The 22,006-nt window shown below is 44.6% G+C and carries 26 protein-coding genes and 1 tRNA gene; 4 read left to right on the forward strand and 23 right to left on the reverse strand.

All coding sequences use genetic code 11. The annotated features are described in order from the left end of the window. Position 1 precedes the first annotated feature (1 nt). The 15 genes from rplI to rpsF all read right to left on the reverse strand — a co-directional run bounded on the left by rplI (position 2) and on the right by rpsF (position 13,966). Positions 2–445: a 50S ribosomal protein L9 gene (rplI, locus tag MKY24_RS26865; RefSeq protein WP_023991137.1), complete on the reverse strand. Its 444-nt coding sequence runs from the start codon at positions 443–445 to the stop codon at positions 2–4. After that, positions 442–2,430: a DHH family phosphoesterase gene (locus MKY24_RS26870; RefSeq protein WP_023991138.1), complete on the reverse strand. Its 1,989-nt coding sequence runs from the start codon at positions 2,428–2,430 to the stop codon at positions 442–444. The genes rplI and MKY24_RS26870 overlap by 4 nt, the downstream gene beginning before the upstream one ends. An 11-nt stretch (positions 2,431–2,441) precedes the next feature. Continuing rightward, entirely contained in the window at positions 2,442–3,359 is a 918-nt protein-coding gene (locus MKY24_RS26875) for a DUF2232 domain-containing protein (RefSeq protein WP_023991139.1), read from the reverse strand. Positions 3,360–3,364: 5 nt separating this feature from the next. Next, positions 3,365–3,667: a MazG-like family protein gene (locus MKY24_RS26880; protein ID WP_013312791.1), complete on the reverse strand. Its 303-nt coding sequence runs from the start codon at positions 3,665–3,667 to the stop codon at positions 3,365–3,367. Between the two features lie 121 nt (positions 3,668–3,788). Beyond that, the gene (locus tag MKY24_RS26885; protein ID WP_013312792.1) at positions 3,789–4,217 is read right to left on the reverse strand and encodes a CBS domain-containing protein; all 429 of its coding nucleotides are present in this window, start codon (positions 4,215–4,217) and stop codon (positions 3,789–3,791) included. A gap of 45 nt (positions 4,218–4,262) precedes the next feature. Next, positions 4,263–5,321: an LCP family protein gene (locus MKY24_RS26890; RefSeq protein WP_339201206.1), complete on the reverse strand. Its 1,059-nt coding sequence runs from the start codon at positions 5,319–5,321 to the stop codon at positions 4,263–4,265. A gap of 236 nt (positions 5,322–5,557) precedes the next feature. Further along, on the reverse strand, positions 5,558–6,499 hold the full coding sequence (locus MKY24_RS26895) for a D-alanyl-D-alanine carboxypeptidase family protein (protein WP_023991141.1): 942 nt from the start codon (positions 6,497–6,499) through the stop codon (positions 5,558–5,560). A gap of 158 nt (positions 6,500–6,657) precedes the next feature. Beyond that, positions 6,658–7,623 (reverse strand): dipeptide ABC transporter ATP-binding protein, encoded by a 966-nt coding sequence (locus MKY24_RS26900; protein WP_013312795.1) that lies wholly within the window; start codon positions 7,621–7,623, stop codon positions 6,658–6,660. Further along, positions 7,620–8,603: an ABC transporter ATP-binding protein gene (locus MKY24_RS26905; protein ID WP_339201208.1), complete on the reverse strand. Its 984-nt coding sequence runs from the start codon at positions 8,601–8,603 to the stop codon at positions 7,620–7,622. Before MKY24_RS26905 ends, MKY24_RS26900 begins: the two co-directional genes overlap by 4 nt. Positions 8,604–8,616: 13 nt before the next feature. Further along, a complete protein-coding gene (gene opp4C / locus MKY24_RS26910) occupies positions 8,617–9,540 on the reverse strand; it encodes an oligopeptide ABC transporter permease (protein WP_013312797.1) in 924 nt (307 codons plus the stop codon). Positions 9,541–9,551: 11 nt separating this feature from the next. Continuing rightward, positions 9,552–10,514 (reverse strand): ABC transporter permease, encoded by a 963-nt coding sequence (locus MKY24_RS26915; RefSeq protein WP_023991143.1) that lies wholly within the window; start codon positions 10,512–10,514, stop codon positions 9,552–9,554. Between the two features lie 68 nt (positions 10,515–10,582). Beyond that, the gene (locus MKY24_RS26920; RefSeq protein WP_071557987.1) at positions 10,583–12,322 is read right to left on the reverse strand and encodes an ABC transporter substrate-binding protein; all 1,740 of its coding nucleotides are present in this window, start codon (positions 12,320–12,322) and stop codon (positions 10,583–10,585) included. Between the two features lie 524 nt (positions 12,323–12,846). Continuing rightward, positions 12,847–13,119, reverse strand: a complete 273-nt coding sequence (gene rpsR, locus MKY24_RS26925; RefSeq protein ID WP_013312800.1) for a 30S ribosomal protein S18 — start codon at positions 13,117–13,119, stop codon at positions 12,847–12,849. A 21-nt stretch (positions 13,120–13,140) separates the two neighbouring features. Continuing rightward, on the reverse strand, positions 13,141–13,632 hold the full coding sequence (ssb, locus tag MKY24_RS26930) for a single-stranded DNA-binding protein (protein WP_013312801.1): 492 nt from the start codon (positions 13,630–13,632) through the stop codon (positions 13,141–13,143). Between the two features lie 49 nt (positions 13,633–13,681). Continuing rightward, a complete protein-coding gene (rpsF, locus tag MKY24_RS26935; protein WP_013312802.1) occupies positions 13,682–13,966 on the reverse strand; it encodes a 30S ribosomal protein S6 in 285 nt (94 codons plus the stop codon). A gap of 318 nt (positions 13,967–14,284) precedes the next feature. Between rpsF and MKY24_RS26940 the strand changes: the two genes are divergently transcribed. Then, complete coding sequence (locus tag MKY24_RS26940) at positions 14,285–14,479, forward strand: YjzC family protein (protein ID WP_028540980.1); 195 nt, start codon at positions 14,285–14,287, stop codon at positions 14,477–14,479. A gap of 367 nt (positions 14,480–14,846) precedes the next feature. Then, complete coding sequence (locus tag MKY24_RS26945) at positions 14,847–15,164, forward strand: hypothetical protein (protein ID WP_013312804.1); 318 nt, start codon at positions 14,847–14,849, stop codon at positions 15,162–15,164. Positions 15,165–15,245: 81 nt separating this feature from the next. On the opposite strand, the gene MKY24_RS26950 is transcribed toward MKY24_RS26945, so the two are convergent. After that, the gene (locus tag MKY24_RS26950) at positions 15,246–15,611 is read right to left on the reverse strand and encodes a hypothetical protein (RefSeq protein WP_339201212.1); all 366 of its coding nucleotides are present in this window, start codon (positions 15,609–15,611) and stop codon (positions 15,246–15,248) included. Between the two features lie 265 nt (positions 15,612–15,876). Between MKY24_RS26950 and MKY24_RS26955 the strand changes: the two genes are divergently transcribed. After that, positions 15,877–16,137 carry a hypothetical protein gene (locus MKY24_RS26955; protein WP_023991146.1) on the forward strand — a complete coding sequence of 87 codons (261 nt, stop codon included), beginning with the start codon at positions 15,877–15,879 and terminating at the stop codon, positions 16,135–16,137. Positions 16,138–16,322: 185 nt separating this feature from the next. Here MKY24_RS26955 and MKY24_RS26960 read toward each other — a convergent pair. The 3 genes from MKY24_RS26960 to MKY24_RS26970 form a co-directional block, all read right to left on the reverse strand. After that, positions 16,323–16,413: transfer RNA gene (locus MKY24_RS26960), tRNA-Ser, on the reverse strand. A gap of 95 nt (positions 16,414–16,508) precedes the next feature. Then, positions 16,509–16,715, reverse strand: a complete 207-nt coding sequence (locus MKY24_RS26965) for a DUF951 domain-containing protein (RefSeq protein WP_023991148.1) — start codon at positions 16,713–16,715, stop codon at positions 16,509–16,511. Then, positions 16,705–17,655, reverse strand: coding sequence for a mechanosensitive ion channel family protein (locus MKY24_RS26970; protein ID WP_339201213.1), 951 nt, complete (start codon positions 17,653–17,655; stop codon positions 16,705–16,707). The genes MKY24_RS26965 and MKY24_RS26970 overlap by 11 nt, the downstream gene beginning before the upstream one ends. 251 nt (positions 17,656–17,906) lie before the next feature. Between MKY24_RS26970 and yyaC the strand changes: the two genes are divergently transcribed. Next, positions 17,907–18,512, forward strand: coding sequence for a spore protease YyaC (gene yyaC / locus MKY24_RS26975; protein ID WP_023991150.1), 606 nt, complete (start codon positions 17,907–17,909; stop codon positions 18,510–18,512). Here yyaC and MKY24_RS26980 read toward each other — a convergent pair. From MKY24_RS26980 to noc, 4 genes are all read right to left on the reverse strand, one after another. Then, positions 18,466–18,987: a DUF4446 family protein gene (locus MKY24_RS26980; protein ID WP_023991151.1), complete on the reverse strand. Its 522-nt coding sequence runs from the start codon at positions 18,985–18,987 to the stop codon at positions 18,466–18,468. The two genes, yyaC and MKY24_RS26980, sit on opposite strands and share 47 nt — an antisense overlap. A 198-nt stretch (positions 18,988–19,185) precedes the next feature. Continuing rightward, the gene (locus tag MKY24_RS26985) at positions 19,186–20,028 is read right to left on the reverse strand and encodes a ParB/RepB/Spo0J family partition protein (RefSeq protein ID WP_013312809.1); all 843 of its coding nucleotides are present in this window, start codon (positions 20,026–20,028) and stop codon (positions 19,186–19,188) included. Continuing rightward, positions 20,021–20,782 (reverse strand): AAA family ATPase, encoded by a 762-nt coding sequence (locus MKY24_RS26990; RefSeq protein WP_023991152.1) that lies wholly within the window; start codon positions 20,780–20,782, stop codon positions 20,021–20,023. Before MKY24_RS26990 ends, MKY24_RS26985 begins: the two co-directional genes overlap by 8 nt. Positions 20,783–20,968: 186 nt before the next feature. Continuing rightward, positions 20,969–21,787, reverse strand: coding sequence for a nucleoid occlusion protein (gene noc, locus MKY24_RS26995; protein ID WP_013312811.1), 819 nt, complete (start codon positions 21,785–21,787; stop codon positions 20,969–20,971). Between the last annotated feature and the right edge of the window lie 219 nt (positions 21,788–22,006).

The raw sequence follows: 22,006 nt of genomic DNA on the forward strand, positions 1-22,006 counted from the left end.
ATTATTCTTCAGTCACCTGTACTTTCAGCGTAGCTTTGACCTCAGGATGAAGCTTAACGGTCATTTGAGTCACGCCCAACGTACGAATCGGTTCTTCCAGCTCAATTTTGCGTTTGTCCAGCTTGATGCCAGTTTTAGCTACTGCCTCCGCGATTTGCTTGCTTGTAATCGCGCCGAACAGCCGTCCACCTTCACCAGCCTTCGCCTTGAGCTGAATCGTTGTCTCTTCCAGCTTTTTGCCGAGCGCTTGAGCCTCTTCCTTTTCCTCTTGCTTGCGCTTTTCCTCAGCAGCATTCTGATTTTCCAGCGTCTTCATATTTCCTTCTGTCGCTGGACGGGCAACACCACGCGGCAACAGGAAATTCGCTGCATAACCGTCCGACACTTCCTTAATTTGCCCCTTCTTGCCTTGGCCCTTCATATCTTTAATGAATATCACTTTCATTCAAATAACCCCTCTTCCCCATCAATTTCGGCCAGCACGTCGACCACTCTGCGCTTAGCTTCCTCCAGCGGGCAATCCAGCTGAACCGCCGCATTCGTCAGATGTCCTCCGCCGCCTAGCCGTTCCATGACGACCTGTACGTTCATGCGTCCGAGTGAACGGGCGCTGATCCCCACCAGGCCGTCAGGACGTTCACTGACCACAAAGGAGGCCAGTACATCCGTCATATTGAGTAATGAATCCGCCACCTGAGCAATCAGGAGCTGCGGTATTTTCTGTCCGGGCTCAGTTACCGCAATTGCGATATGCCCATATATCATTTTAGCATGCTTAATAATTTCCGCCTTAGCAATATATTCATCCAGGTCCTCTTTTAACATGCGCTGGATCATTACTGTATCTGCCCCACTACGCCGTAAAAAGCCGGCTGCCTCGAATGTACGCGAGCCTGTATGCAGGGAAAAATGCTTGGTATCCACCGTAATCCCCGCCAGCAGTGATGTTGCCTCCAGCGGTGTCAGTTGGACCTTCTCATGGATATATTGCAGCAGCTCGGTCACCAGCTCACAGGCCGATGACGCATATGGCTCCAAGTAGATCAGAACCGAATCGTTAATAAATTCCTCGCCCCGACGATGATGGTCGACAACCACCACCCGGCTGGCCGTTTGCACCAGACGCGGCTCAATCGTCATTGAGGCCTTATGCGTGTCCACCACGACCAGCAGACTGTGCTCAGTCATCAGCTGGAGCGACTGCTCTGGCGTCATGAGCGCTTGCGATAACTTCTCATCCTTGTTTACCTGCTCCATCATTCGGTCGATAGACGGATTGGATTTATCCAGTACGATATGTGCCTCTACATTGTAAAGTGCTGCAGCCTTCCACACACCGATGGCCGCTCCCAATGCATCCATGTCCGGTATTTTGTGTCCCATGATCAGGACGCGGTCGCTCTCCTGCATCAGGTCACGCAGCGCATGTGCAATGACTCGGGCACGCACCCTGGTACGCTTCTCGACAGCATTGGACTTGCCTCCATAAAAGGACAGGCGCTGTCCCGCCTTCACTGCTGCCTGATCGCCCCCACGTCCAAGCGCCATATCTAGACTGGATTGGGCCAGCTCGCCTAGCTCCTTGATGCTCTCTGCACCGAAGGACAAGCCAATACTCAGTGTCATTGGTACTTTTAAATCCGCCGTCATTTCCCTTACGGTATCCAGAATGACGAATCGACTTTGCTCCAGCTCCTGAAGCGCTTTATGATTTAGCATAATGAGATAACGCTCAGAAGATAATCGACGCAAATAAATATTGTACTGATTAGCCCAAGATGTAATCTCGCTTGACACCTTTGCAATAAGCGCGGTGCGTTGCTGATCGTCCATTCCCTGAGCAGCCTCGTCCATATTATCGAGCATGACGATACCGAGCGCCAACCGCTCGTTTTCATACTGCTTGCGTAGCACCGCCAACTCCGTTACTTCATACAAATATATCAGACGCTCATCGGGCACGATCAGAAACTGATAATGACGCTCATCATGCTGTAGCTCCACCTTCAGCTCACGAGCAGGCTCCTTTGTTTCCTTCTTGGTGCTTAGAGCACCTGCGAGTTGAGGAAACAAATCTTGAAGAGACTCACCAATCAGCGATTGCTCCTCGAACATCTCCCCGGCAAACCGATTGTGCCATTCTACCGTTCGATTTTCACTGTATAAAATGATGCCGAACGGCAATGTACTAATCGCTTCCCCTTCCACCCGCTTGATCCGGAAGGAAAGACCGCTGATATATTGATTCAGTTCCCGACGAAAATCCAATTCCGTCTTCAGCATCAGTCCGCCGAGCAAGAATGACAGCAGCAGTCCTATCACACCCAGTTCCCAGTTGTACATGGAAATACATATGACAAGCACCAGCAGCAGTAAAAACGCCCAGACCGTCTGATAGCCGTGCCAGCGTTTTTGTAGAAATTTAGGCATGACTGTTCACCCTATTTCTTTGATCTTGTAATAGCTTCACGCAGCGGAAAGGCCAAATCAATAATACCTATAATGCGGAGCGGCTGGAACACCAGAACGACGAGCGACAGCAGCAACGCAATCACCGGGCTCATTTTACGGCTATGCGTCCAGAAGTATACAAAACCAATCGTCTGGATAATAAAACATGCATGAATCAGCGGTAGCATACTAATGGAAACCATTTGAATCCAGCTGCTATCGGAAGACCCTGCTATCCATTCAATTACAATTGCCAGCAGATAATACCAGATCAGCGCGCGCGGTAGCCTCCACTCGCGAGCAGGCTTCATTTTGCGTACCGGTACATCGAGACTGCTCAATGCCGGACGTGCCAAAGCATGCGTAATCACCGCCAATATGAACGAGGTCATGATCAGCACATACGGAATTTTTCCAATCAGCATTGTACCGAGTTTCTGCGTATCCTCCGCTGTCCAATTCATGTTCGAAAACATCGGATTAGCACTCAAAACCTGCTGTACTATACTTGCCGATATCGCGGCCTGATCACGAAGGTACTGCGAAAGATCAAACCCAAAAGAATACGTAGCGATAAACAGAACAACCAACAACTCGGCTAAAATAATGCCCATTCCGGTCATCAACGCCTGAAAAGCAGGTCCTCCCTTTTTATAAATCCGTCCCATCATTATTGAAGGAATCAGAAAATAAATCGCAGGGAGCAGCGAATACACATCGAGTAGCGCTATAATTAACAGCACCGGTATGACGTGGACCAGAAATCCTTTGAAAGGCAGCGATGAAAACAATACAGCGCCAGGCACAATCAGCAAAAATACGGTAATGATTCTTAATGGTGTCAATAGAGTCAGCAGCAGAAGCAAATAAATGACGCTCCATGCTACAGTTGCCAAGCGGAATTTCAACGTTTTCACCTCTTACGCATATGTTCTTCCAGTGCGGAAATGTCCTGATACCAATCCTCCAGCTGGTGTCCTTCTTTTCTGTGCTTTCTTAGCTTGTCGATGAGTAGATCATCCAATTCACGGTAAGACACTCCAAGGCGCCTCCCCAAAATATAACTGCTCATCACCAAACTCGCCAAACAATCACCAATGCGGGCTGTACTGCCTTCCCACATCGCCTTAAACAGACGGGAGACTTGGTCAAGCACCTCTGTTTTAAGCCATTCAATAACCTTGGCTCGTTTAACTACATCCATTTCTTTAGGCATATGATGAAGAGTCACACCCCTCTGAAAAAGCTTTATTCTCCATTATAGCATATCCTATTCTGAAAATAACTGTTACCCCATAAGGTAAATCGTTATTTTCGGACCAGCTTTGCTGCTTATTTTAGCTTGAAGTATTAAGCGATTCCCTGGACACAAATTTTTCACAATACTCAATAATCTGGCTGCGACGTACAATGCCAATAAACCGTTCCATATCATCTACGACGGGCACAAAATTCTGTACCTTCGCCAAATTAATTAAATCCTCCATGTTCGCGTCAATGGATACGGGCTTCATCGTAACCCGCAACGGAACGTCCTTAAGCATAAACTTAGAAGCGTTTTCAAAGGTGATTTTCCCCTCGGACTCTTTCATATGCCACAACAGATCACCTTCTGTAACTGTACCTGTATATCTACCTTCTTTATCCAAAATAGGAACCGCTGTAAAACGGTGATATTCCATCCGTTCCAACGTTTGCCGTAAAGTAGCATCCGCCGTTACACAAGCAACTTCCTGTTTGGGAAGCAAGAAAAAAGCGATGTTCATGAGAAACGAATCCCCCTCAAAATCAAATATAAATCAATTGATTATTCACTGAATGTCCTGCTTGTCGGGAAGCCTCAGCGTCTGCGGGGTTGTATCGGAATCTAGCCAGTTCGCAATCATAAGTCTGGCATATTCAAGTTCCTGTTCATTAGCCCGGTCATAATACAGGCCCTTCTTCTTGAACCCTTCCCCCGTAATCGTAAAACTTGAAATTTGTGGATTCCCCTGCGAAATAGCCTGCTTGCCAAGCCCAGTAATAAAAGTAGGTTCCATATCGGTTTTGAAATTGGCTCCCATAATATCGAGCAGCTCCGGGATTTTGGTAATTCCGTTGATATTCAGCAGCTTATCGGCCATAGCGTTCAAGAAAATTTGCTGCCGTTTTGTACGGTTGAAGTCGCTATCTTCCCGATATCTAACATAATACATGGCTTCCTCACCATTATAAAGCGGCTTGCCCGCCTCAATACGGAACTTGATATGCAGCGGATTCTTATTCTCAATGGGCTTGTCGATGGGAAGCACAACTCCACCCACTGCGTTCACCGCCTCCTGAATACCCTGGAAATTAATCGTAGCATAATAATCGGCCTTATGCTCCATCAACTTCTCTACTGTAGCTATGGACATATCTGCGCCTCCGAACGCATAAGCATGCCCCAACTTATCAAAATCATCCTCGCCATCGCGATTCGGATCATGTCCGACAATCTGTACGTACGTATCCCTTGGAATGGAAATCAAAAGCACACGCGATTCTGCGGGCCGTACTACTGCATACATAACCGTATCCGAACGACCACGCGCCTTTTCATTTGGCCTTTCATCTGTACCCAGTAACAGCACCGAAAAGGGCTCCTTACGGTAAGCTACTGTCTCTTGCTGCTGCTGTTCACCGGATTGTCGCGGCTGATAGGATTTCTCCAGCTTGCTCTCCAACGTCGGTGATACAAACCAATCAAAAGCCACCAGTGTCAGCTGTTTGCGGAATAGGTAGCCTCCCACTGCAATCAAAAATAAAACAATACATGAAATATATAGAGCGGTAAACCTCTTTTTCTTTTTGGGCTTTCCACTGGTCCTTCTCTTATGTCTTCTCTCCATAACAGGTACCTTCCTTCTTTCCGTCACAAATCCCATCTCTTCATTAAACCGAATTGGTCCCACATGAAGCGAAAACTTCCCCTCAAAGCATAAAAGGTCTGCTACCCTGTTGTCAAAAGTATCATGGCGTGGTCAGCTTCTCAAATTCATGCCAAAAAAGGCTTCGACCTCACGGTCAAAGCCCCAATTCATGTTTATATTCGTATCCTATGTAGCTTTCAAAATCATTTTCCCCCTTAATGCGGGGCCAGTTTCACCAAATTTTGCAGTCGCACCGGGAAAGAAGTCGACAGGGCAAAACCATAATCGAACAACCTCCGTGTCTGCTCAAAACGCTCCTCCTTGCTCGGTGCACCCAGCACCACAGCAACTAGCCGTCTTCCATGCTGCTCAGCTGTACCCGTGAAGCAGTATCCAGCATCGCTTGTGTATCCTGCTTTCAGTCCGTCCGTTCCCGCGTAAGAGTACGGTCCAGCCAAGGAAGGCAGCATCCAGTTCGTATTACTAATGTAGATGCCTTTATCCTTCAACTCCATCTGCGTACGGCTGGACGTTCTCAAAATCTCCGGGTGTGACGTAATCAAATAGGAGGCCAACTTCGCCGTGTCGCTTGCTGTCATTTTCGTTTCTCCCCGAATATCCTCAGGGTGATTCGGCCCCAATTCACTCTGCCCTGCTCCAGAGGCATTGCTGAAGCGACTATCGGATGACAACCCGATTTGGGCAGCTTTTCCATTCATACGCTTCACAAAAGCTGATTCATTCCCTGCTGAACGCTCCGCTAACGCGACAGCGGCATCATTCGCTGAATACACAACCATACTCTGGAACAATTCGGATACGGTCATCCTTTCACCATACCGGAGGGACAAATTCACACCGCCCACCGTACTCGCGTAACGGCTAATTCGCACTTCATCATTCCAGCCTAACCGTCCGGCCCGAATATCCTCCAGCACCAATAGCTCAGTCATGAGCTTGGACATATTTGCGGAAGGCATAGGCGTATCGCCGTTCACATCCATCAGTAATTCCCCAGTATGCATGTCCATCAGCACCGCAGCCTCTGCATCCACATTCGGCTTTCCGATCAACAGGCGGGGTCCAAGCGTAATAAAAATCAATATAATAAGTACCGGGACGACAATAGCCCAACGTAACCAATGTTTTTTCATCATCGTAATAACCTCCATACTTTATTAGACGATGAAAAATCCATTTTGTCTGCAATTTTTCGAAAAAAAGATACAATTTTTTTACCTTTTGTATTCCACGCCAAAATATCCGTCAATTCTGCTTTCAGGATGACGGATATTTTGCTTCCTAATTATATATTTTAGGCAAAGTGACAGGCTACAAAATGCTGATCGCCCGCATCGCGGTATACCGGAATCTCTGTTTTACAACGTGCTTCTGCCATAGGACAACGTGTATGAAACTTGCATCCTGAAGGCGGATTGGCCGGAGATGGGATGTCTCCTTTCAACACAATCCGTTGTCTCTTGATCGTGGGATCGGGAATCGGTACTGCCGATAGCAGCGCCTTTGTGTACGGATGAAGCGGATTACTGAACAGTTCCTCCTTGGAGGAAAGCTCTACCATTGAACCCAGATACATCACACCAATCCGGCTACACAGATGCTCGACTACACTTAGATCATGCGAGATGAACAGATAGGTCAATTGGCGTTCCTGCTGCAAATCACTTAACAAGTTAATGATCTGGGCCTGAATAGACACATCTAGAGCAGATACCGGCTCATCAGCCACAATAAAATCAGGATTCAAAATCAAAGCCCTTGCAATCCCGATCCGCTGACGCTGGCCGCCAGAGAACTCATGCGGATACCGATCATAATGATACGAGGATAGCCCACAAATATTCAGCGTTTCATTGACCTTCTTCCGCAGCTCACTACGATCAATCAACCCGTGATCCAGCAACGCCTCACCAATGGCTTCACCGACCTTAATTCTCGGATTCAGTGAGCTAAAAGGGTCCTGAAAGACGATTTGCAACTTCGGACGAAGCGCACGAATCTGCTCTTTGTTTAACGCGTGCAAGTCTTCACCTTTGTATCGTACCGATCCCTCTGTCTTATCCATCAATCTGAGAATCGTGCGTCCAATCGTACTTTTGCCACAACCCGATTCTCCTACCAGACCGAAGGATTCACCCTTATGAATGTTAAAGGATACATCATCGACTGCTTTCACATGTCCGACAGTACGCTGAAAAATCCCGCCTGTGATCGGGAAATACTTTTTAAGCCCTTCCACTTGAATCAAAGGCTCGCTCATATCCGTTGCCCTCCTTCTTTCTCATATAGCCAGCAGGCAACCTTATGACCATTCTCCTTTTCATTCAAAGGAGGAACCTGATCCTTGCAAATTTGCATACAGTGGGAGCACCGATCATGGAAATGACAATTTTCTCCCAACTCAATTGGGTTTGGAACCTGTCCTGGGATGGAATAGAGTCGATCCATTTTCTGATTAATGACGGGCTTCGCCTTTAATAAGCCTTGAGTATATGGATGCCGCGGATTTTTAAACAGCTCAATGACAGGCGCCTCTTCAATGACGTTTCCAGCATACATAACAACCACATAATCAGCCATTTCTGCCACGACGCCCAAGTCGTGCGTGATGAGCATAATGGACGTTTTAAGCTTATCCTTCAAATCCCGCATTAAATCCAGAATCTGTGCCTGAATCGTAACATCCAGTGCCGTTGTTGGTTCATCCGCAATCAATAACTTCGGATTACAGCTTAATGCGATGGCAATCATGATCCGCTGGCGCATACCGCCACTCAATTCATGAGGATAGGAATGAAATATTTCCTCTGAACGTGAAATCCCCACCAAATTAATCAGCTCAATTGCCCGAGCATGTGCTTCTTTTTTACTCATTAATGTATGCATCAGCAATGGCTCCGTGATCTGTTCCCCAATCGTAAGCACGGGATTCAGAGAAGACATCGGCTCCTGAAAAATGATCGAGATGTCATTGCCGCGAATCTGCTGCATTTGACCTTTATTGAGTTTTAGGAGGTCTTTGCCCTCAAACCAGATTTGTCCGTCTGAGGTGTGGGGAGAATCAATCAACCTCATCATCGTCATCGCAGTTACACTCTTACCGCAACCAGATTCTCCTACCACACAGAGCGTTTCACCCTCACGAATTTTAAAACTGACGTCATTGACCGCTTTGACAGTTCCGTTAGAGGTATGAAAGTGGGTTTTCAGGTTACGAAATTCAATCAAAGCATTTTCCATAAACGTTCGTCTCCTACTTCTTCATTTTAGGGTCCAGCGCATCACGCAAACCGTCGCCAATCAGGTTAATCGCTACAACTGTAATTAGAATACACATTCCCGGTGGGACCCATATCCAAGGCCGTTTGCGGAAGTCAATTAGGTTATTTGCAGCCGATATCATATTCCCCCACGAAGGTGTGGGCGGCACAACGCCGATTCCCAAGTAACTGAGCGCAGATTCTGTAATAATCGCACCCGCTACTCCAAGCGTAGCCGTAACAATAATGGTAGGAATGGTGTTCGGCAGCAAATGTCGGAATATTTTGCGACGGTCTCTCAAGCCTAGCGCTTCCGTCGCCTGCATGAACTCCTGTTCACGCAGCGTAAGAATCTGCCCCCTGACCAGACGAGACAAGCTAGTCCAGCTCAAGACCCCGATAATGAGCATCAGAAAATAAATGCGATTCGACGGATCGACCTTCAAATCCGACAGAACAGCACCTAAAATAATAAGCAGCGGTAATGTAGGGAGTGCCATGAAAATATCGGCAATCCGCATAATAACCGTATCCACGCCTTTACGATAAAACCCTGCCAGCGCACCCAACGTCGCTCCAATCATGACCGAAATAAACGTGGCGACCAGTCCCACCGTCAAGGAAATACGGCCGGCCAGCATTGTACGCAGCAAAATATCTCTACCAAACTTATCTGTACCAAGCCAGTACTTAGCATTAGGCGATAAATTTTTGTCAGCTAGCTTGTAATCATCTAAATGATAAGGTGAAATCATCGGTCCAAAACTACAAATGATAACCATCAGAATTAATATAACGAGACCAGCCAAAGCCAGACGGTTTTGGTTAAAACGGCGAACGGCGATTCTCCATGGAGACGCTTCAGGACGGATCGCCGCCTTTTGATTCGTTTCAATCGTGACTGTTTCTGCGGACAATAGTATCCCTCCTACTTCAAGCGAATTCTTGGATCTGCCATGCCATACAATACATCAGAGAGCAAATTACCGATAAGCGTAAGTAACGCTAAGAAAATCGTGAAGCCCAACATAAACGGATAATCCCGCATACTAATCGACTCCAGATAGACCTGACCCACACCCGGCCACACAAATACTTTCTCCAGAATCATCGCCCCACCAAATAAGGCCGGAAGCTCGAAGCCGAGTAGTGTGATGGCTGGAATCAGTGCATTGCGCAGTGCGTGCTTGAAAATAACCGTACGTTCCTTCAAGCCTTTGGCGCGTGCGGTACGAATATAATCCTGACGAATGACCTCCAACATGCCTGTACGGAAATACCGGGTCAGACTTCCTGTGCTCAGCATCGTAAGTACGAGTGTCGGCAGGAACATATGCTTGAGAACATCCACCATATAAGCCCACGAGCCTGGCTCCATCCCTGCTGTGGTCATGCCCCCAACCGGGAGAATCCCCCACTCTAGGGCAAATATTTTGATGACCAATAGACCAATAAAAAATGAAGGCAGCGACATACATAAGAAAATGAATAATGTGACAAACTTATCGAATAACGAATATTGAAACTTGGCTGAAAATACTCCTGCAATAACCGCAATCAGCCAGCTAAAAATAAGACTAAAAAAAGCGATAATAAATGAGTTCCATACATAATTGCCAATGACCTTCGTTACCGGCTGCTTATGCTGTAATGAATCCCCCATATTCCCCTTTAACATATTACCGGCCCATATAAAATAGCGTTGGTATTCCGGTTTATCCAGCCCGTAGATATGTCGTAGCTGCTGCGCCTTTTCGGCCGTCATATTCGGGTTCTGCTTGGCTGTAATATAATCACCCGGCACCATGGCTGAAATCGCAAATACGATAATGGATATGCCAATAAGTGTGGGGATGAGTTGCAGCAGTCTTCGAATAATGTACTGCTTCATATTCATTCCTCCAGACGAATAAAGTGATATGCCCAGCTCGTGAGAGCTGAGCATACGTTTGGCAACCCTTATTGAGCGATCTGAGCGTTATGCAGAGTGAACTCAAAATCTTTGTATGGCGTAATTTCCAAGCCAGATACACGTCCATTAACTGGCCACATATCTCTGCGTTGGTACATAAAAATAGTTGGTAGATCCTTATTCAGCTCTTGATAGAGCTGTTTGTAAATCAATTTGCGTTTCTCTTGATCCAGCTCATGCTTACCAGCAAGCGTTAGTTCATCGACCTTCTTATTGGAATAGCCGATATCATTTTGTGCACCATTCGAAATAAAAGTCGTTGTATCCGGGTCTGGAGTTAAGCCCCAAGCCGCGAAGAACATATCAAACTTGCCTGTATCCTTTTTATCCATAATGGCGTTAAAATCTAAAGTTTCGGAAGTCAGCTTGATGCCTAGCTCCTTATAGTTATTGGACATGATCGGTAGCAAGGCCTCTACTACTGGATTATCAGCAGTCGCAGAGAAGTTAATGGTCAGCTTTTCTCCGTCCTTTTCGCGAATTCCGTCAGCACCAACCTTCCAGCCTGCCTCATCCAGCAAAGCCTTCGCCTTAGCTGTATCAAATTCATATTTGTTGATACCTTCATCCGTATAAGACCAAGATTCTGTAGATTGTGGAATGTTAATAACATTCGCATATGGACCATACACGCCCTGCACAATCTCCTTACGGTTTAAGCCAATCGTTAGAGCCTGACGTACTTTAGGGTCCTTAAATTTCTTTTCCTTATGATTAAACGCAATATATCCATAGCCGTTTGTCGGCATAATATTCACGTCCAAGAAGCCCAACGCCTTTAATTCCTCTACATTGTCTTCAGTAACTGTGATGTTGTCCATGTCCGTTTCACCTGTTTGCAGCATAGACAGGTTTGTTTCTTCTGTTGTTGTTTTGAAAATAACTGACTTCACTTTTGGTGCGCCTTTGAAGTAGTTTGGATTCGCATCAAATACGACTTGTTGACCCGGGGAGAAGCTCTTCAGTACATACTGACCAGAGCCGATTGGCTTGTTATTAAGTGCCTTGATGCTGTCCAGGTTACCCTTTTTGAATCCTTTTCCATAATAAGCTTCTGGCATGAAGTATTGCTCACCCAGAAAATCCTTTGTATACGCTGTTGCTTCTGTAACGGTTACCTCTACTGTGTTATCATCAATGACTTTGATACCAGAGATATCATTCGCCTTGCCATCGTGATACTCTTTACCGCCTTTAATCTTAAAAGATAATACATCTGTTTCTCCGTCATAATTTGGATCATGCAGTACCTTGAGGACAAAAGCATAATCCTTCACTGTTACTGGGGTACCGTCACTATACTTCACGCCTGGTTTCAGATGGAATGTATATTTTAGACCATCCGGTGATACATCAACCTTGTCAGCCAAACTATTTTCATATGTACCATCCGCCTTCACCTGTAAGAAGGAATCAAATACTGTTCTGACTACATATAAATCGTAAGTCGTTTGCCAGAATAGCGGGTTAAATACCCCTTTAGGTGATGTCATACCTACTACAATGTTATCTTTCCGATTAGTGGCTCCCGGAGGATTTTGCGTCAGATCAGTCGCTTTAATAACACCCTCCGTAACAGGTGCACTTCCTTCATTTCCCTCTGTTTTATTGTCCGCATTGCCTTGCTGTGGCTGTGCCTCATTAGCACCTCCGCTACATCCTGCAAACAGAACACCAACGATCGTAAGCATCATAAGCAAAGAAACCCATTTCTTCGTCTGCATCATCCTGTTAATCCCCCTTAGTCGGTTCTTTATTTAACAGCCTGTCTCATTCCTGCGGTGATTCATTAAAGCTTGAGGTTTGAAAATGAAGTTGCACATCCTCCTTACTGTCTTAATAGCGTAAACACGTGTTTTAGACCTCTGGTCAATTTCGTGCGCTAACAACCATTACATTTTTATTAAGGTTTATCTTAAGTGTAAAATAATATCACGTCAATATCTTTTTTTATGTAATATAAAAATGCAAAATATCTATTTATGTAAAGTTTATGAATTTTACTTGTGGAAAATGACAAAAAAACAGGATTTCATGTAATATAAAATAACATTTCAGAAGGCCGAAATGTTTACTCTGGCGAGTTGGGGAGCTTGCAATTTCACAAGCCATTAAAAGGTATACTATGGTTTATGGGTAAACATGGATTGTATTATTAGTAAGTTACAATAGATGGCACTTGTTGTCAATATAAAAAATCACGAAAAAAGACGCTCCCGGGATCGGGAACGTCTCTTTTTTCCACCCACTACTATTCAGTAGTGTAAGGAAGCAATGCGATTTGACGGGAACGTTTAACAGCGATTGTCAACATACGTTGATATTTCGCACTTGTTCCAGTCACACGACGAGGAAGAATTTTTCCACGTTCGCTAATGAATTTTTTAAGCAGGTCTGTATCTTTATAGTCAATGTGAGTAATTTTGTTCACAGTGAAGAAACATACTTTACGACGTTTGTTGCGACCACCACGACGAGCTGGTCTTTTGTTATCGTCTCCGCCTTCTCTTTGTCTGAAGCCCATTCTTTGTCAGTCCTTTCCCAATTAAAATGGTAAATCATCATCCGAAATATCGATCGGTTTTCCGTCATCGGAAAAAGGATCCTGATTGTTTCGCGAGTTATTATTCCCGCGTCCACTATTGCTGTTACCGCCTCCGAAAGGAGACTCCTCACGCGCAGCTCCACCGCTATTGCCGCCACCGTTACCGCCATCGCGGTTAGATTCCAAGAAACGCACATTATCAGCTACAATTTCAGTCACGTATACACGTTTTCCTTCATTGTTCTCATAATTACGCACCTGAACACGGCCTTCAACAGCCGTTAAACGACCTTTGCGAAGATAGTTAGCGCATGTTTCAGCAAGCTGACGCCAGGTTACGATCGGCAAGAAATCCGCTTCCCGTTCGCCGCCTTGACTCGTAAACGGACGGTCTACAGCCAGGGTGAACTGGGTTACTGCTACACCAGACGGTGTATAGCGCAGCTCTGGATCTTTGGTCAAACGACCGATCAGAATGACACGGTTCAACAATCCAATCCCCTCCTTTGAGCGTTGTTCATTACATAATCACGTACAATAATTAAGCTACGTCGTTCGTAATGAGATAACGAATTACTTCGTCAGAAATTTTCATGATACGCTCAAGCTCAGTAACAACAGCAGGTTCTGCTGTGAAGTTTACCAGAACGAAAGAACCATCACGGAATTTCTTGATCTCATACGCAAGACGGCGTTTAGTTACATCGTGACTCGTAATTTCGCCACCGCCGTTAGAGATGATACCTTGGAATTTATCGACTGTCGCTTGAACAGCTTCTTGTTCAATGTCAGGACGAATAATATACATCGCTTCATATTTGCGCATTCTTTACACCTCCTTATGGACATAAGGCCCTCAATCTCAGTTGAGAGCAAGGAACGAGCCTAAGCTCGCACTAAAACAGTTTACCAAATCCAACAACTGAATGCAACCTACAAATTCAATACACAAGCCTAAAACGGCTAAAAACACTGCATATCATTAGCTATATACAATTTTATAGAACATCAAAAATTTTGCATATATAAAGGAAATCATTTGATTCACTCACTATCTGTATACACGGTTTCGCATGTTTCTGTTCAAGACAGCGCACAATAACCGTTGCAGTCCAAATTCATTTATCTAAGGAGGCACCACCGTATGGGTGAAAAGACTGAGTTCGAACCAGGAGATAAGGTCCCAAACGACGGCGTATACATGGAGGTCGGAGAAAAGAGCTTCCATACTGAAATCCAAAACCCACAGCAAGTAACGCTGGAAAGAGGCGATTCTTTTCCCAAAACCGCCAACCATAATCGCAAATGGAAGAAAAAAACGAAAGCTCGTGTCCACTAATGTATATTTCCTCGGAATCCTGGCCATATTATGATTAGGCGGTACAACAGAGAGGTGTGGTTCCGTTGGACGACGTAGCCGGACAAACTGTTAGGAGATCCATTCCGGGCATTAGAAGCGTTAGGTTTGTGTAAAAGGACACTGTCTTTTCAACACTGGTATTGCTGGTCAGTACACCGAGTTTCATGATGTGATTGGACAGATCGTATCCTGTTAAAAATGTATCGCCTACGATGGAGGACCTTTGTGGTCCTCCTTTGTTGCATTATCGGACTTTTTGCATATCCTGGTAAAATGCAGATTAATTCAGCTCCTTCTGCTAGAATATATCCAAGTACAAAGACCTACTATCTACGGAGGTTTAAAGATGAGCTATTCTCGAATATTAAAGTGGATATCAGGTATATTCGAATTGGTGCTTGCCGTACCGATTGTGGGGGGAGCTATTGTCATGGGGACCGGCTACTCGGCTCTGGGATTTATGCTTGTCCTGCATGCAGTAACACTTATCCTGTCGTTACGCAATCAGGAGGCGATCTACGGCTCTGTATGGGGAGTACTCACTTCTTTGCTGGCCTGGATACCCTTTGTAGGCTGGGCTCTCCATTTGATTGCAGCGATCCTTCTGATGATCTCTGGCTCAAAAAAAACAAAACGCTATCATTACCCGCCTAACCAGCTATAACAAAAGAGTGCTCCTACCGGCAATGTTTCTCTGCTGTCAGGAGCATTTTTTGCTGTAACGATATCTCTCAGAAGGAACAAACTAACCCTTGTCTTTTACAAGGTCGAGCTGTATGTCTCCCCTTTCTCGCAGACACAGCAATTCATCGAACAGGAAAGTAAGTCCGCTTTTGTCTCTCCAGTTTCTGATGATGTCCGATACTACCTCCATCAAATCACGCCGAATCCCATCTGCCAGTTGTAATCCTGCACTGTCACCATCAATGAACAAATGTGTGTGTGCCAGCTGCTCCAACTTGCGTACCTGACGCAGACATAGCACACCATTGTCCAGATAGAAGAAGTAGCATCCTTTATATAGAACCCCTTCGAATATCTCATACATATGCGGCAAATCATACGGCCCGTATACCATCGAAGCCCACTCCAATGCCAACGATTTACTCATACATCGTTTCCCCTTTCCTAATGAAAATAAAGTTATCCTTCTTTCCAAGTAATATGGAGCAAAAGTATGTAAACCTAAAACCAATAAAACTTAATAAGTACTACTTTATTAGTAATATAATATAAAAAATAGTACTACTCGGTGAGTAGTATATCGATAGGATATACGAAAAAAGTTTTACGATATAGGTAGTGTAGGATATAATACAAATAACTAATTTAGTAATTTTGTAACCCACAATATTTTCTTAAGGAGGCTCATTAACGTGAGTCAAATTCATTTTAAATTGAGTGAAACACTAGAAATGATTGGAGCTACACGTAACAAGATCGCGGTGGAGTCGAAAACAAGACCTGCTACAATTCTTGATTTAGCAAGTGGCGATACAAAAACCATTAAGTTGGAAACCTTGGTTAATATCTTAAATGCGATAAACGAAATCGCCCGTAGCCACGGCTTGGAACAAACATTTGGTATTGAAGATATCATTCAGTACGTCCCTCAAAGCACAGAAAATACGCGCTAATCCACTTTGGGATAGCGCGTACTTTTTTTAATAATATGATTCTTACCTTTCAAAAAGCATAAATCCCTTCTAAGTTCTTTACTTCGTGGACACGTTAGCCGCATATATACCTTCAAAATATCTCCCATAAACAAAAAATCTCCTACGTCACAGACGTAAGAGATTGGTTTATTAAATGAAGTTAGTGGCGGAAAGAGTGGGAGTCGAACCCACGCACGCCTTGCGACGCCTAACTGATTTCGAGTCAGCCCCCTTAGACCTCTTGGGTACCTTTCCGCAGCAAGGATAATTATATCATCATTGCAACTGTGACGCAAGCTGATTCTGGTTCATCGCCATTCATCTTTCTTGGCTCAATTCGCTTCCGTGTTTTAATCGTCGGCGTTGGCCTTTGATCGCAGCACTTTCTTCATATTCTTTTCGAACTTGGCACGCGGAATCAGCACACTATGCTGGCAACCGACACATTTGATTCGAATATCCATCCCCATGCGGATAATTTCCATTTCATTCGTTCCACACGGATGAGGCTTCTTCATCTGTACAATGTCCCCTAGTTCAAATGACTTACGCTCCACCCTTCTCTCCCCCTTTTATTCCTTGCTCATCTTTTTTTTCTAGGGTTATCGCCGTCTCCAAGGCGGCCTGACGATGTTCCTCATCCTCTAGGGCCTTCTTGATGTTATTCTGAATATCACGCTCTACCACGGCCCCTGTATTTGGCATACATTCTGCCACAACACGCACAATATACTCTGAGGTAGTCATGGACTGAACCCCTAACACATCTGGTATATTAAGTATCTGTACATTGGACTCTTCAATGCCTTGGATTGCCTGTTTTACCAAACCAACTGCTTCCTCCAGACTACGCTCGGCCTTCATTGGCACATCCACTACCGCCAACGCGTTGGACATGGAGAAGTTTGTTACCGTTGTAATTGAGCCGTTCGGTAAAATGTAAACCTCACCTTTCCAGCTCACCAGTCTGGTTGTGCGCAGCCCGATCATTTCCACCGTACCCTTGAAAGTACCTGTCTGAATGACGTCTCCTACGGCAAATTGATCTTCAAAAATAATGAAGAATCCAGTAATTACATCCTTAACCAGGCTCTGTGCCCCAAAACCAACGGCCAATCCAAGCACTCCAGCTCCAGCAATCAGAGGACCAAGATTAATGCCCATTTGAGAAAGCACCAGCATAATCAAGATGAAATTGAATACAATATTGGTTACATTTTTTAGCAATTCCCCAACGGTCGTTAACCGCCTTGTATTCAATCGGAATCTGCCGTTATCTCCCTTTTGTTGCATTGACTTATCTATAATTTTATTAATAACTCGAATAAAGATACGTGTAATAATGAAAATAATTGCAATTTTCAAAATCACAAACAAAAAGGTCGACCACATCTCACCATCTGTAATGAATTTCCATACGATATCCTTCAAGTGGATAGCACCCTTCACTACCTCTTCTGTGCCTGAATCGCCCTCCAGCCAATGCATAAAGGTCATCCTGTACTCCTCCTTAAAAAAGGGAACTACTCTTCCTGCTTCCCGAATTCTATTTCCTACTATATAAGCTTATCTACTGACTTCAAACATATGGCTATGAATAATCTACTTCCTTCGAGTATAAAAGCACAAGTTTATCCATATACTAGCTACTATCTTGAGAATAAATGTTACCCGCAGGCTAATTGTTATTCTCCAAGGTACAGCGAGCGCAACCTTCACACTCCATTACAGAGCGAAAGGAAGATTCCATGACTCATCCATCTGACTTCATTCCGGAGCAAGAACCCCTAAGCTTAAAAATATCACACACAGACCCCGGGATCCAATCAGCCATCATCCATCGTCTGCTGTTCCATCTGCATCAGGCGCCGAGTCTGCAAAATATCGTCATTATTTGCATCGGCACCGACCGTTCTACTGGAGATTGCCTGGGTCCGCTCGTAGGTACGCATTTATCACGCTACAAAAGCCCTCTGTTTAACCTATACGGTACATTAGAGGAGCCTGTACATGCTATGAACCTGCAAACGACGCTGAATGGCATACAAGCCCGATATGAACAGCCTTATATCATTGGTATAGATGCATGTCTTGGACAAACCTCCAGCGTTGGATGCATTCAGGTTTCAGATGGTCCTCTCAAGCCTGGAGCAGGTGTAAATAAAGAATTACCGCCGGTCGGCGATATCCATTTAACTGGTATCGTTAACGTCGGCGGCTTCATGGAATACTTCGTGCTGCAAAATACGAGACTAAATTTGGTAATGAAATTATCAGATATCATTGCTGGCAGCCTATACTCCGCGATTAAGGAGTGGCATTACCGTTCTGTCCTGCTTGCTGCGCAAGAGTAACGGCTTCTTTTTCTTCAGGTGATAAGGAATAGGTGGATTGTCCCGCTTCTAGAGGCTTGGCATACACATATGAGCCATCTCGGTTATAAATGCCGGTTAATACCATACCATCCTGATTGTCGTCTACAATAGCCAGGGAAAAGCTTAAATCGCTTCCTCTCTCACCAAAGGCATTATAGCGTTTGATACCTATATGTCCCTTCAAGCCAGCCAGTTTACTACGTAATGATTTCATACTTGCACGATGGGTTTCCTGCTCATCCTCAATCGTATCCATCTGTACCTTCAAATCAATCAGCAGCGTTTCCAAATTCTCGACACCGCTGCCTGCCATCATGGTTTCATACTTTCGCCGCATCTTCTTCAGCTTTGCACCCTGCACGATAATAACAATCAACAGGATGAGCAAAATAAGCACGATCCCTGCAACGATTCCGGCAAGCTGTTCCATGATTAGTCCATTCAATTCAGCCATATGCTTGCTTCTACTCCTCTACCTCAAAAATCATGTTACTGCATACTTATATTTTATACGTTTGAGAACAGCGAAACAAATAACACAAGGCTATTAGTTTATCCATCAAAACCATTCTAATTCCTGCAATTCCAGACAAAGCAAAGACATATCTCACTTTCCATTTTGCTCAAGGAGACATGTCCATATTTCAACAAACTACTGTAATAGCTCCAGTAATCTTTCCAAATCTTGCTGGCTGTAATAATTCAATTCAATTTTGCCTTTATCCTTATTGTGCTTGATCTTTACAGTTGTTTTAAAGCGTTCACGCAGGGACTCTTCCATATGGTCAATATAGGGGTCCTTTTTTCGTACCTTTGTTTTGGCTTTCGCCTCACCAGGCTTATGATCCAACTGCTGTACAGCTTCCTCCAGTTCGCGAACACTCCACTGCTGTTCAATACATTGCTGTGCTAACTGTTTCACCATGTCTGGATCTTTGAGCCCAACAATAGCTCTAGCATGTCCCATAGACAATGTTCCACGTGAAACATGATCTTTAACTTCTTCAGGCAATGCGAGCAAGCGAAGGAAATTGGCAATATGAGAACGTGATTTTCCCACTTTCATGGACAACTCTTCCTGAGTTAAAGAAAACTGATCCATTAATCCCTGATAAGCTACTGCCACTTCCATTGCATTCAAATTCTCACGCTGTAAATTCTCAATCAGGGCAATCTCCATCACCTGCTGATCCGTAAAATTGCGAACAACTACAGGTATAGTCGGATTCCCACAAAATTGAGAAGCCCGAAAACGTCTTTCCCCGGCTATGATTTCATATCCTCGCAATACACTACGTGCAATAATAGGTTGGATAACACCGTGCTGACGAATGGATTCGGCTAATTCCTTAATGGACTCTTCATCAAACGTTTTTCGAGGCTGGTACGGATTCGCACGCAACTGGCTGAGCGGAATGTCAACAACCTTATCCTCTTCATTGACTGTAAGGGAGGGAATGAGTGCATCAAGTCCTTTTCCCAACCGTTTACTCATAAGATACCACTTCCTTTGCCAACTCAATATATACCTCTGCCCCACGGGAACGGGGATCATACGTAATAATGGACTGGCCATGTGATGGTGCTTCGCTGAGTCTCACATTGCGTGGAATAATCGTCTGATAAACCTTGCTTTGAAAATACTTTTTCACTTCTTCAATCACCTGAATACCCAAGTTCGTGCGAGCATCAAACATGGTTAACAGCACACCTTCAATTTGCAATGAGGTGTTCAGATGTTTTTGCACTAATCGCACGGTATTCAACAATTGACTTAATCCTTCCAATGCGTAATATTCACACTGGATTGGAATAATGACTGAATCGGAAGCCGTCAATGAATTGAGCGTCAAAATACCCAGCGATGGCGGGCAATCAATTAATATATAATCATAATTATGCTTAACGAGTTGAAGCGATCTTTTTAATCTCAATTCACGAGAAATGGTCGGTACCAGTTCAATTTCCGCGCCAGCTAACTGAATGGTTGCCGGAATAATATCTAATCCTTCAACCTGTGTACTGACAATAGCTTCGCTAGGATCAACCTCGTTAATGAGTACATCATAAATGCAATTTGCCACATCCGCCTTATTGATACCCACACCGCTGGTTGTATTACCTTGCGGGTCGATATCCACGAGCAATACCCTTTTGCCGAGGGAAGCAAGTCCGGCGCCCAAATTAACGGAAGTAGTTGTTTTGCCTACTCCGCCCTTTTGATTGGCTACGGCTATTATTTTTGACACTTCATTCACCTCATAATTTAATCGGAATCCTGCTACACTCCATGATTGCAAAATGCTCTATGGAGACGTTACTTAGTCCTTAACTTACGGATAACGGCAATTTCAGAATAGAATTGAGTATGCTGCGGTTTTATTCGGCGTTAGACAGAAAAAGCGGCAATTGCTGCCGCCTGTACGCTTCATCCCTTACTTACGTTTGGGAATTTGAATGACAATCTCATAGTGATCCTCATGATCAGATTCCTTGGTTTTGATATCCAAGCCTGAGCCAGACACCATATCAATGGATTGACGTATCGTATTCAGCGCAAGCCGGACATCCTTGGTAAAGGAAATCCGCTTCGATTTCTTATTGGTGGATACTTGTTTATAAAAGGCAACTCGTGCCTCTGTCTGCTTCACATTGAGTTCTTTGGCAATGACTTCATCTAAAACCTTGTACTGTAGTTCTTCGGTCTCTAATGACAATAATGCACGAGCATGACGCTCGGACACCTTCCGTTCCATTAGAGCCTCTTTCACTCTCTCCGGCAGATGAAGCAGCCGTATCTTGTTAGCAATAGTGGATTGGCTTTTACCAAGTCGTTGAGCGAGGCTTTCCTGGGTGAGCTGATGTAGATCAATCAGCTTTTGGTAAGCTACAGCCTCTTCAATCGCAGTTAACCCTTCCCGTTGAAGATTCTCAATCAACGCGATGGATGCAGCTTGTGAATCATTAAACTCACGAACAATGGCTGGAATAGTTTCCATACCCAGCTTGGTGACAGCTCTCCAACGACGTTCCCCTGCTATAATCTCATATTGTCCATTACGGAAACGAACGACAATCGGTTGAATTACACCATGCGTCTTAATGGTCTGGCATAGCTCATCAATCTTCTCGTCGTCAAATATGGTACGGGGCTGATAAGGACTGCTGACAATATCCCGAACTGGAATTTGTTTTATTTCGTCCCCAGTAGATCGCTCCGTCAAACCAAATAGCTTGGAAAATTGTTCTTTCATTCCGTATAATACCACCTAATTTCATAATAGCACCATACTAACAGCGCTTCGTGAAAAACAGTTCCTTACGCGGATCGTAGACCCTTTTATATGAAACAGCGCCGTAAGCGGGTACACTCCACGTACTCCCCTGACATTTGTTGTCCCACTCCCCTATATGTATATCTGAATTCATGGGTACAGGAGCAGTCAACTTACATTAAAACGATTATCTCTATT

Source organism: Paenibacillus sp. FSL P2-0322, assembly GCF_037975315.1.
Lineage (GTDB): Bacteria > Bacillota > Bacilli > Paenibacillales > Paenibacillaceae > Paenibacillus > Paenibacillus polymyxa_B.

Bases quoted from the DNA above. Each gene is read 5' to 3' on its own strand.
- rplI (WP_023991137.1), bottom strand. From the start codon at position 445: ATGAAAGTGATATTCATTAAAGATATGAAGGGCCAAGGCAAGAAGGGG.
- MKY24_RS26870 (WP_023991138.1), bottom strand. From the start codon at position 2,430: ATGCCTAAATTTCTACAAAAACGCTGGCACGGCTATCAGACGGTCTGG.
- MKY24_RS26880 (WP_013312791.1), bottom strand. From the start codon at position 3,667: ATGCCTAAAGAAATGGATGTAGTTAAACGAGCCAAGGTTATTGAATGG.
- MKY24_RS26885 (WP_013312792.1), bottom strand. From the start codon at position 4,217: ATGAACATCGCTTTTTTCTTGCTTCCCAAACAGGAAGTTGCTTGTGTA.
- MKY24_RS26890 (WP_339201206.1), bottom strand. From the start codon at position 5,321: ATGGAGAGAAGACATAAGAGAAGGACCAGTGGAAAGCCCAAAAAGAAA.
- MKY24_RS26895 (WP_023991141.1), bottom strand. From the start codon at position 6,499: ATGATGAAAAAACATTGGTTACGTTGGGCTATTGTCGTCCCGGTACTT.
- MKY24_RS26900 (WP_013312795.1), bottom strand. From the start codon at position 7,623: ATGAGCGAGCCTTTGATTCAAGTGGAAGGGCTTAAAAAGTATTTCCCG.
- MKY24_RS26905 (WP_339201208.1), bottom strand. From the start codon at position 8,603: ATGGAAAATGCTTTGATTGAATTTCGTAACCTGAAAACCCACTTTCAT.
- MKY24_RS26915 (WP_023991143.1), bottom strand. From the start codon at position 10,514: ATGAAGCAGTACATTATTCGAAGACTGCTGCAACTCATCCCCACACTT.
- MKY24_RS26920 (WP_071557987.1), bottom strand. From the start codon at position 12,322: ATGATGCAGACGAAGAAATGGGTTTCTTTGCTTATGATGCTTACGATC.
- rpsR (WP_013312800.1), bottom strand. From the start codon at position 13,119: ATGGGCTTCAGACAAAGAGAAGGCGGAGACGATAACAAAAGACCAGCT.
- rpsF (WP_013312802.1), bottom strand. From the start codon at position 13,966: ATGCGCAAATATGAAGCGATGTATATTATTCGTCCTGACATTGAACAA.
- MKY24_RS26940 (WP_028540980.1), top strand. From the start codon at position 14,285: ATGGGTGAAAAGACTGAGTTCGAACCAGGAGATAAGGTCCCAAACGAC.
- MKY24_RS26945 (WP_013312804.1), top strand. From the start codon at position 14,847: ATGAGCTATTCTCGAATATTAAAGTGGATATCAGGTATATTCGAATTG.
- MKY24_RS26950 (WP_339201212.1), bottom strand. From the start codon at position 15,611: ATGAGTAAATCGTTGGCATTGGAGTGGGCTTCGATGGTATACGGGCCG.
- MKY24_RS26970 (WP_339201213.1), bottom strand. From the start codon at position 17,655: ATGACCTTTATGCATTGGCTGGAGGGCGATTCAGGCACAGAAGAGGTA.
- yyaC (WP_023991150.1), top strand. From the start codon at position 17,907: ATGACTCATCCATCTGACTTCATTCCGGAGCAAGAACCCCTAAGCTTA.
- MKY24_RS26980 (WP_023991151.1), bottom strand. From the start codon at position 18,987: ATGGCTGAATTGAATGGACTAATCATGGAACAGCTTGCCGGAATCGTT.
- MKY24_RS26985 (WP_013312809.1), bottom strand. From the start codon at position 20,028: ATGAGTAAACGGTTGGGAAAAGGACTTGATGCACTCATTCCCTCCCTT.
- noc (WP_013312811.1), bottom strand. From the start codon at position 21,787: ATGAAAGAACAATTTTCCAAGCTATTTGGTTTGACGGAGCGATCTACT.